Below are 10,277 nucleotides of genomic sequence, written 5' to 3' on the forward strand. Positions count from 1 at the left end.
GCTATAGGTTTGGGACGCATCATAATTTCTTAGACGATCTGAGAATTGTATTTTGAGACATGAAAAGACACACATTATGGGCATGTACCAAAAAGTCTACTTTCTGAGACGATATTTTGTCTACTGGTATGGGTTTCAAGGGAGTGACACTGCACTTTATTTTCCACTAATCCCTATTTTCGAGGGTTTGTACAAAAAACCCCAGATCGGATTTAATCGACTAATTCGAGGATTTGATCCATTGCTCTCACGCCAACTATTCATATTACGGATCTGAAGCTCGATCGGATTTAGAAATAAATTTGCTAAAATTAAATCCAAACAGCTTGTTGCTCCGTACTAATAGCAAGACAAGATTAATGACTTCTGGCTGGATTAACAATCACCATCCCACTCAGGAGAAATATCATGTAAAACTGCTTCACTGCGACAAATATTAGCGATCGCGCTTATAATTTATCTCACTAATGGATATCAATTTCACTTGGAGTTCGTTATGAAACCGATCCGCAAGAGTGCGATCGCATTCGCCCTCGCTGCCTTGTCTGTAACCACCATCAGCACTGATGTGGATGCGAACGACACGATTAGTGCCGTGCCACTCAATGCACAGAAACGTCATACGACGTGTCGCGCGATCTCCTCTTTCCCAAAGCTAGTGACGGAGCGCGTGGAAGTGGTGCGTGGCAACACGATACACAAGATCCGGATCGAACGGCATTTTGTGGATGTCGGTCTGCTCAATGAAGTCAATGTCGAAAGTTGTAACAATAGATGTAACGCGAAAGTCACTGCGAAAGGTAACTTCGATCGCAAAGGCTTTGCCGAGATTGAGTTTCAGGCTTTCTCCGACGCTCCGGCTGGCGATGCCACCTTAGTCCTCAAATATTTGGGAGGCGGGCGGGGCGAATACAAGTTGAAAATCGTTCGTAACAGTCAAGTCGATCGAATCCAACGAGAAGTGGTGAGTGGCGCAGCCGAGAGATTTATCTTGAGCGGCAATAATCTCGACAGGCTGAGTAACGACTTCGACATCTCTAGCAATACGCTGCGCCTCGTCAGCGCATCTGCCGAACGCCTCGTTCTCGATCGTCATTTCAGGAATTGCTCGCCACAAGAACATAAGCTGAAGTTACGGATCGCTGGAACAGATTACTGCTCCATCCTCGGCGTATCGCTGCAAATGAGCCGGGATGCAACCTGTGGCAGCGGTTCCTCCTCACCGCCGGCACAGGCACCTCCACAGAGACCGCCTACACAGGCACCTCCACAGAGACCGCCTACACAGGCGGAGACGCTCAATCTCACCCCTCAAGTGCCAAACTTCGTCCCGTTTCGTTCGCTGCCGTTGGCGGCAGCGGACAACACCGCCGCGCGGCGGCAAATCTTCAACGGCGCATTTTTCTGTAGTGGACTCGCAGCCGACGCGGAACTAACGGTCAATCTGCCAGCTATTAAGTGGGGCATCGGTTACGCGAATCTTCCCGCGAATGGAGCGGTGAGTGCCGATGTTATTAATGCCGACACAGGCGCACGATTGCAGCGACAAACGGCTGATGCCATCACTCAGGGCAACGGTAGCGACATCCGTTTGTTCGAGAACTGGACCGGGAGGCCGAACTCGGTGCGGGTAGTAAACGCAACGTCGGAGGCCAAGCGTCGCGCGATGGGTGCGTCCGCAATTGGCGGCAATGCCGCGCCACCACCGCCTGCTGGCTGCTACCTGGCACCGAGCGAACCCCTCAGTCGCTTCGATCCGCCGCGACTAATTTTCCGCGTCAACACTGGCACGCCCCCGCTATCTGAGCGGAATGCCAACGACAACGATTTAGCTTTGTAAGGTGAACCGATCGTGTTTCTTGTTAGGTGATTTCCGACAAAGAATATACCCATTAACCGGGTTTCGGCTCCGCTCAACCCTCGGTGGTTGCGCGGAGCCGAAACCAAAACCAAGGGTATATTTATTACTGGGAATCACCTTACAAACCAGATCTTAGTGTCGAGCAAATGTCTAAAAGTCGATCGAATCCGATCTCCATCTACCTCCGTACTATGAATAGTTAGCTCGAAAGTTGCGATCGCATCTACGATTGCCCTCACATTTAAATTGTGGCATCTAGATGAAAATTGCTAATCGATCGTGACAACTACTAAATCCGATTTGCATCCACCTCCGCACTATAGAACCCATTTGAGATCTTTTTAGGCGGCGGCTAGTCGCTTGAGCATCAGCCGAATAAAACATAGCTGGAGCTTGGCGTTGGAACGTTCGAGTGTGCGGTCAAAATTTTTGGCTAAACTTTTACACCGCTCCACCCAAGCATTCGAGCGTTCAATTACCCATCTAGGGGTTTTTTGCATAAACCCTCCAAAAGGGGGAATAAGCAGATTTATATACCAGAGCTAGCAAATTTCCAGAGAAAATTAGTAAGACTGTACTTGAGTAAGCTGGCGGACGATATCATCAAGATCGATCGGTTCAGAGCATTTTCTAAATTCATAGCGACCGTATAAATTGATGTGCTGCCAAGCCACAGGCGAAATCTGCTTCAAGCTCTCAATCCCTTGAACATCACCAATAGACTCCCGATGAGCGAAGACATTGGATAAAATACTGGCATTATAATAAAGAATACAGTTAGCAATCAACCGCCCACATTCGCTCCAAAGTTGCTGCTCTAGCTCAGATTTGAAGCGTAATTTACCAAAATTAGCATAAGAGATAGCTCGACGCAATTGATGGTAACTTTCACCTCGATTCAATGCTCGTTGGACATTTTGACGTAAGGGTAAAGAGTCAATGTAATCGAGTAAATATAAGCTTTTGAGAATATTGTCATACTCCCATAAAGCACGCCGAGTCTTATTCTTCCGGGCATAAGCACTGAGTTTACCAACAATAATGCTTTGAGTAGTTTCCTTCACCGCCAATGAAACCATAATTCGTTGAATATTTTCCCATTCCTCCACAATTAAATCAGTATTAAGTTTACGAATCGGCTTAATCACACCCTCATAATTACTGGGATGCTTAAATCCATACAAAGCCTTGCTCACCTTGTCATAGATATCTTTATAGCGGGGTGCAAATTGATAACCAAACGAATTTAGAACAGCAAAGTTAACCTGATTCGTACCATGAGTATCAGTTGAATGGATCTCTGGTTGAATATCGGTAGTATTATTGAATAAAATATCAAATACAAAGTGGCTTTCATGCTCATTAGCTCCAATAATTTTGGCATTGACTGGAATATGGTTAGCAACTAACGTATACGAGACAACGCCCTTCTTCAATCCAAAATACTTAGGTGAGTGCCGCGAATTAATTGTATTAATCCGAGCTTCAAATTTCTGCCCATCGCTACTAGAATGAATCGTGCTATCGATATCATAATGATGGAAGATAGATAGTTCGGCAATAGCGTTACTAATCAGATCGTTGGCTTCTTTGAGTGTCTCCAATCGGATAAAGTTGTCTGAAGTACTAGCCAAGAGCTGATAATTAATATCGGAAACTTGACCCATTCGTCCCATTCCCATATTATTACCCCAAGCAATTAGACAAGCAATCATCACCCGCTCGTCTACGGCTTGCTTTTGGTAACGCCCTAATACATGGTCGAAAGCTTTGATAAAATGGCAGTGCCGATCTACAAAATATAAGACTTCTCCAATATCAACCTGTTTTAAGCTATCAAAAAAAGGAGAGTTGATTAGATCGACACCTTGAGGATACAAAAGATTCCAGCGAACTTGTTTACCACGCTTTTTAATCTGGAAGTATTCGTTCTCTCCATCAGCAATGCGGCGATTAACTTCAATGATGCGTTGTTCGAGCGTTTGTTCGAGTAAGCTTAAATGTTCTAGAATTGGATCGGTTAAAACAGTTAAATTATTATCGAACATCAACTTCTGTTTATCTTGCCAACGTAGATCGTTAATTAAGTCATCCTCTAGACTCTGAAAATGAATACTATCTCGACATGAAATATCGCCCGATTCTAAACCATTTCGGAGCAGTCGATAGATTAAAAACTCATAGCGATCTGGAAGTAGCTGCTTTTGGTGCTTGCTATCCTGGGCGTAGAGATAACTTGTAACTGAGGCTGGTACACAATCGACTGGAAATAATTCTGATGAAAACTCCTTGAGTGGCTTACCCTTCTTGAATGCTGCTTTCAAGAAATCGACTGCTTCAATTAATGTATCCTGTGATAACGTACTGGTAAATTCAATCGTGACGATCGCTTGTCGAAGATGCAGCTTGAATTGACGAGATAATTTATCAATGTATTCCCATTGAAATGCAGTTTCATCCAAGCTTACAGCCTTAGCCATTCGATTAGCGACAACGATTAACTTTTGACGTGGTAATATTTTAAAAGCATTAGACTGAAAAGTCTTGAAAGGTGTATCGACTGCGATACTTTCATCTGTTAACAGCTTGAGAACTTGTCCGGCTTTTTGCAAATTTTCGTTAATCTCTACGTGACATTCCTGCAAACGTTCTTTGGCAACACTTTTAGCTTCGTCACTATAATTTCTGACTCTGAATATCAAACAGTTAATTAAATTATCAGAGCGTTGTTGATATCGATGATAGGTAAAACAGATTAAATAAATATAAGTCGTCCACTCAGTCAGTTGCTTTAATCTGAATACAGAGTAATAGCCTACTAAAGAAGCATAGTATTTAATACTTTCATTAGAAATCTTCAGTTCTGGCAATAATCTTTGAGCTATTCTATAGAAAGGATGTAATTGTTCTCCCCGCTGAATCTCACGTCTGATTTCTGCCAGACTGAAATCTCTGGGTTCGTGTTTGAGTTGGGTGATTTCATATAAACCAGTTGAATCCGCCAATAGTTTTTTGAAGTCTTCTATCTCTGAAGCCTGCAATTTACTTTGGATAATACTTATCAATCGGCTCTGTTCGGAATTTATAGCTCGACTCACTACTTTCTGCATCAAGCTATAACCTGGCAAGATAATTTGATGCTTCGTTAGATAGTTGACAAGTTCGCGAAAGACATAAATAGGTTTACTATAAACCATTGCCGATTGCCGCGCTCTCTGCTCAAGTTCTTGACGTTCCTCTTTGGTACAATTACGATAACCATAAAGTTCGAGTATCAGCCGTTGTTGCTTGAGCCGCGTCTGTTTATCAATTACAGTAATTCCACCGATTTGTCTGGAGTCAAAGTGTTGCTCCATAATATATTGAAAGTCATCTTCAACTTCATCAAGTGTGAAGATAAAGAATAGATACTTAGCTCTGAAGTATCCCAGTTGTAAAATAAAATGTATTTGCGATTTGAGCGACCGAAATCCTTCCAGTATTTCTAAATCTGAATGTGATAATGCGAAGTACTCAATCCGCTCTTCATAGTTAAAGCGAGGTCTAGCATAGATACTTTTTATTTCATCACTAGCTAGGATTTTTAGACGTTTTTCTTGGGGACTGGCTTTGAAACTTTCATCTTCCATTTTGGTTGTTTAGCTTTGAAGATCGCTCGTCTCAAAAACTATACTTTCTGAGACTCATCCCTATCATGTCTCTTTTTATGTCTCAAAATACCTTTCTCTGAAAGTCTAAAGAATAATGAGATATATGAGTACAACTTGGAGTTTTTCAGTATGGCTCTGGTTGGATATGCGCGAGTTAGTTCGGTAGGGCAAAGTCTTGATGTTCAATTGGACAAGCTCCAACATTGCGATAAGGTTTATCAAGAGAAAAAAAGTGGCACAATTCAACAGCGATCTAAGTTAGATGCTTGCCTGGAATATGTCCGAGAGGGGGATACGTTGGTCGTGTCGCGTTTAGATCGGTTGGCTCGCTCTACTCTTCATCTTTGCCAGATTGCCGACTTGCTCAGGCGCAAACAGGTCGCTTTGCATGTCCTCGACCAGAATCTTGATACGTCGAATGCGACTGGAAGACTTCTGTTTAATATGCTGGGTGCTATTGCTGAGTTTGAAACAGAAATCCGCTCTGAGCAGCAGCTTGACGGTATTCATAAGGCTAAAGAGTTGGGTGTTCGCTTTGGTCGCAAACAGCTTTTATCTGCTTCGCAGATCGTCGAGCTGCACCTCCGACGGGCACAAGGTACTCTGATTAAAATTCTGATGAAAGATTTTTCTCTTTCTAAGGCGAGTGTCTATCGTTACTTGAAGAAAACTGCTAGCCCTGAGCTATAAATCTGCTTATTCCCCCTTTTGGAGGGTTTATGCAAAAAACCCCAGGTTGGGTAGAGCAGCGCGAAACCCAACACACATACCCTTCACGATCTGCCAATGGCGTTTTTATTTAGGGTAGTTCGCTCTAGAACTACTCGATGCCGATTTGGGGCTAACGATCTGCTCTGATTTGGGCAACCAAATTAACTAGAACTTTAACGATCCAAATCGAGCAGATAATCGCAATTATCAGTATCCAAATTCCCAAACTTGCTGTTGAATTCATGTGAGATTGGGCACCACTACTAGGTTCTAAGTCGTCTAGATGTGCAGTAACACCAGCCATCACCAATCCGATCGCACAGGTATAGATAAAATAAACACCTGTTTTTTTAGTTAATAAGATGATTAGCGACAGGATTAATCCGATCGCGCCAAATCGAAAATTCGTCACGATCGCATCGTTCACAATCGAATGGATGCTTTCTTCTCTACTCAGAAAATCGGCGATCTGGTGAAAATATTGCCCTTCACAAAGCAACCAAATCGCCAGATAAAAGATATAAATATATCTGTACTTATTATTCATGACGATCGCCAGATAATTTTTGACTGACACTCACGGGAGCGGGGAGTGTGGGGAGTGTGGGGAGTAAGGAGTAGCTACTATTCACTATTCACTATTCACTATCCATTATCCCCTATCCCCTAATCACTATCCCCTATCCCCTAAACCATGAGTATTGGCATAACTCCAGACGGTATTTTCGAGCAGCATCGTGACTGTCATTGCGCCCACGCCGCCAGGGACGGGAGTAATCCAACTTGCCACCTCTTTAACCGATTCAAAGTCTACATCGCCCACCAATCGCGATTTACCCGTCGTTGGATCGGCGATCCGATTGATGCCGACATCGATAACGATCGCCCCAGGCTTAACCATTTCGGCTGTTATCATTTGAGTTCTCCCCACCGCCGCCACCAAAATATCGGCAGATCGACACACAGCAGCCAGATCGGGAGTGCGCGAATGGGCGATCGTCACGGTGGCATCGGCAGCTAGTAACATTAACGCTAGCGGCTTACCCACTAAAATACTCCGTCCGACGACGACGGCTTGTTTGCCGCGTACATCTAGTTGGTATTCTGCCAGCAAGCGCATTACGCCCCCAGGCGTGCAACTTTGCAGTCCGGGTTCTCCTCTGACCAATTTTCCTAAATTGAGGGCGTGGAGTCCATCTACATCCTTGTGGGGAGCGATTTCGTGGAGCAGGGCAACCGAGTCGAACCCGTCGGGTAATGGTAATTGAACTAAAATTCCATCGACATTTTCATCGGCATTGAGTTCGCGAATAATAGCAGTAAGTTTTTCCTGACTCACATCCGCCGGGAAATGCTGCCCGAACGATCTAATCCCTAACTTGGCACAGGCTTTTTCTTTACCGCCAACATAGGCAGCACTGGCAGGATTATCGCCCACCATTAGGACTGCCAATCCTGGCGGGCGACCGATTTGGGGTTGTAAGTTAGCGATGCGGATTTGGAGGGCATCCTGCATTTTTTGGGCTAATGCTTTACCATCGAGAAGTCGATCGGTACTGACGCTCATAATTATTTCGGATGTCGATATGGGTATGATAAACACAAGAGTGCGATCGTGACGATCTCGGTCGGGTTGTTACCGCTGCGAATTTTCTGCCGCAGGGTCGGCGCGATCGATCTGCTGGTTCAAAACTGGAATTGATACAATCAATAATATCGCATCGATTCTCACCTTCAGCGGCTATGCTACCGTAAAGACATAGCTAAATCTAGACTTTTACCTGCGTCTCAATCCCTAAGTACCCATTCAAAACAGATATGCGTCAAATTGCCGTTTAACTTTTCGAGATTCGTACTTTACTCTAGTTAATAAGAGAAACTTTAGTTCGTCAGACTTCAACAGCAGTTTATTTTTGCTAGTTGTCTGCTCGATCGAGTCAATCGAATCGCACTCGCCAACCTCTAACCTCCAAATTCGATCTACTGTCGATCGCGTGCTAACATGCACGAGCAAACGACTGCAACCAGATGTAAGCTAACTTAGTACGATTGCTGCAAGGGTGGAGGGTTAGCATGGGTGAACACTAACGATTCACATTCTCCGTCCTAAAAATCTATACCTGTTGAGATCCTGATGAAAATTACACTGATTAGTTCTTCGCTTGAAGTTGGTGGTGCAGAACGAGTCATGTCAATTATTGCCAACTATTGGGCTGCTCGTGACTGGCAAGTTACCATCCTTTCATTCGACGATGGTGCATCTTCACCATTTTACGATCTCGACAAACGGGTCGAATATCGTTCGTTGGGCATTGACAATCGCGATGCCTATCAACTTGCTAACTTAGGGCGCACGCTCAACCACATTAGGCGACTCAAAAAAGCGATCGTCGCCAGTCGTCCGGATGTTGTGGTCAGTTTTGTCAATATTACTAATATTATGACACTTCTGGCTTGCTGGAGGCTCAAAGTACCGACGATCGTCACCGAACACGTCTACCCTGCGTTTGGGGGACTGAATAGAATTGGTAAATTCTTGCAACAGTGGACTTATCGCCGTGCATCCCTAGTGACAGTACAGACTCATAGCGGCTTGTCTTTCTTCCCTGCCGATCGTGGTTTTGAAACTGCCGTCATCCCCAATCCCGTCGCCCTTCCCGAATCCGATCCGATCGAGTCTCAACTATACACCGACGATCGCCATTTGCTCGCGATCGGTAAATTAATTCCCCAAAAAGGTTTCGACTTATTAATTAGAGCCTTTTCGCAGATTAGCGATAATCACCCTGAATGGACTTTAACAATTTTAGGCGAGGGGGAAATGCGCGACGAACTAGAAGATTTATGCGAACAATTGCGCTTGGAAGAGCGCGTGTTTATGCCCGGAACCGTCAGAAATATCGACGCTCACCTCCGCAAGGCAGACATTTTTGCCCTCTCTTCTCGATTTGAAGGTTTCCCCGTCACCCTCGGCGAAGCAATGGCTTGTGGCGTACCCGTCATTGCTACCGATTGCCTGAGTGGGCCGCGCGAAATCATCCATAATGGTGTCGATGGACTATTAATTGTCCCCGATAATATCGATGCTCTAGCCGTCGGACTAGATATCCTGATGTCCGATCCCGTCAAACGTCAATTATTCTCCCACCACGCACCGCAAGCCATCGCCCGGTTTGGAGTAGAACCAGTCATGGCAATTTGGGATAGTGCCCTCAGACAAGTGATGGATCGTTATTAGGCTTTAGGCTTTAGGAGTATCCTCGCCGACTCTGCCCTTTTATGTCGTCCAAAACCTGCAAACCGATCGGGGCATCTCGATCGAAACTTTTGTGGGTTTAGCCGCTAAATTGCAAGTATAGCAACCGCCAAGGCGGTTGAGACATAATCTTCTGCTAAAATGTAGTTAGAGTGAAAGCAACAATCTAGGTTACTTTGTGCGAAAGAAAAAATGCCAAAACCATATAGCTACGATTTACGTCAGAAAGTAATTCAAGCAATCGAGTTAGATGGTATGAGTCAGAATCAAGCAGCGAAGGCATTCCACATCAGTCGCAGCACAATTAACTTATGGTGTCAGCGTCAGGCTAGTACTGGAGATTGTAAAGCAAAACCAAATCTACCGCAGGGCAATGGTCATAAAATTACGGATTGGGAAAAATTTCGGAAATTTGTCAAAGTTAATGGTGAGAAAACACAAGTAGAGATGGCTAAACTTTGGGATGGAGAAATTAGCGATCGCGAAGCGCGCCACCAAGGCGGTCGAACAATATCTAGAGCTTTAGTAAAAATCGGGGTAACTCGTAAAAAGCGGATGCAATCGCGCTGAGGTCTCCTCGGGAGCATCCCAATCATGCGAGTGAAATAATTAAGCTACACAGGAGCTGAAAAGTAGCTTACTATGCCATTTCTTGAACATGCAGCAGCTCTAGGTAGTTCTCGTTTACCTCAATCTCAATAATTTTTGTTTAACTTAAAGCTAGATTTTAAATTACTATCTAGCTTGATACTACATGTCGATTTAGATATTCGCATCTCTGCTTCAATACGTTGCCCAG

The 10,277-nt window shown here is 44.4% G+C and carries 7 protein-coding genes and 1 pseudogene; 4 read left to right on the forward strand and 4 right to left on the reverse strand.

The annotated features are described in order from the left end of the window. Positions 1-496: 496 nt before the first annotated feature. A complete protein-coding gene (locus tag RMO79_RS11975; protein ID WP_310483396.1) occupies positions 497-1,840 on the forward strand; it encodes a hypothetical protein in 1,344 nt (447 codons plus the stop codon). Positions 1,841-2,202: 362 nt separating this feature from the next. Here the strand turns inward: RMO79_RS11975 and RMO79_RS11980 are convergent, their stop codons facing one another. Together RMO79_RS11980 and RMO79_RS11985 are read right to left on the reverse strand one after the other, a co-directional pair. Further along, a complete protein-coding gene (locus RMO79_RS11980) occupies positions 2,203-2,361 on the reverse strand; it encodes a transposase (RefSeq protein ID WP_310483397.1) in 159 nt (52 codons plus the stop codon). Between the two features lie 63 nt (positions 2,362-2,424). Next, a complete protein-coding gene (locus RMO79_RS11985; RefSeq protein WP_310483398.1) occupies positions 2,425-5,490 on the reverse strand; it encodes a Tn3 family transposase in 3,066 nt (1,021 codons plus the stop codon). 150 nt (positions 5,491-5,640) lie between these two features. Here RMO79_RS11985 and RMO79_RS11990 point away from each other — a divergent pair, with 150 nt between their 5' ends. Continuing rightward, positions 5,641-6,201 (forward strand): recombinase family protein, encoded by a 561-nt coding sequence (locus RMO79_RS11990; RefSeq protein ID WP_310483399.1) that lies wholly within the window; start codon positions 5,641-5,643, stop codon positions 6,199-6,201. A gap of 151 nt (positions 6,202-6,352) precedes the next feature. On the opposite strand, the gene RMO79_RS11995 is transcribed toward RMO79_RS11990, so the two are convergent. Next, complete coding sequence (locus RMO79_RS11995; RefSeq protein ID WP_310483400.1) at positions 6,353-6,799, reverse strand: hypothetical protein; 447 nt, start codon at positions 6,797-6,799, stop codon at positions 6,353-6,355. Between the two features lie 96 nt (positions 6,800-6,895). Continuing rightward, a complete protein-coding gene (gene folD / locus RMO79_RS12000) occupies positions 6,896-7,789 on the reverse strand; it encodes a bifunctional methylenetetrahydrofolate dehydrogenase/methenyltetrahydrofolate cyclohydrolase FolD (RefSeq protein ID WP_310483401.1) in 894 nt (297 codons plus the stop codon). A 567-nt stretch (positions 7,790-8,356) separates the two neighbouring features. Between folD and RMO79_RS12005 the strand changes: the two genes are divergently transcribed. Further along, positions 8,357-9,460 (forward strand): glycosyltransferase family 4 protein, encoded by a 1,104-nt coding sequence (locus tag RMO79_RS12005; RefSeq protein WP_310483402.1) that lies wholly within the window; start codon positions 8,357-8,359, stop codon positions 9,458-9,460. A 210-nt stretch (positions 9,461-9,670) separates the two neighbouring features. Beyond that, positions 9,671-10,030 (forward strand): annotated as a pseudogene (locus RMO79_RS12010) (IS630 transposase-related protein); the annotation flags it as partial. Between the last annotated feature and the right edge of the window lie 247 nt (positions 10,031-10,277).

Origin of the sequence: Chamaesiphon sp. VAR_48_metabat_403, assembly GCF_031422475.1 — a bacterium.
Taxonomy (GTDB): Bacteria; Cyanobacteriota; Cyanobacteriia; order Cyanobacteriales; family Chamaesiphonaceae; genus Chamaesiphon.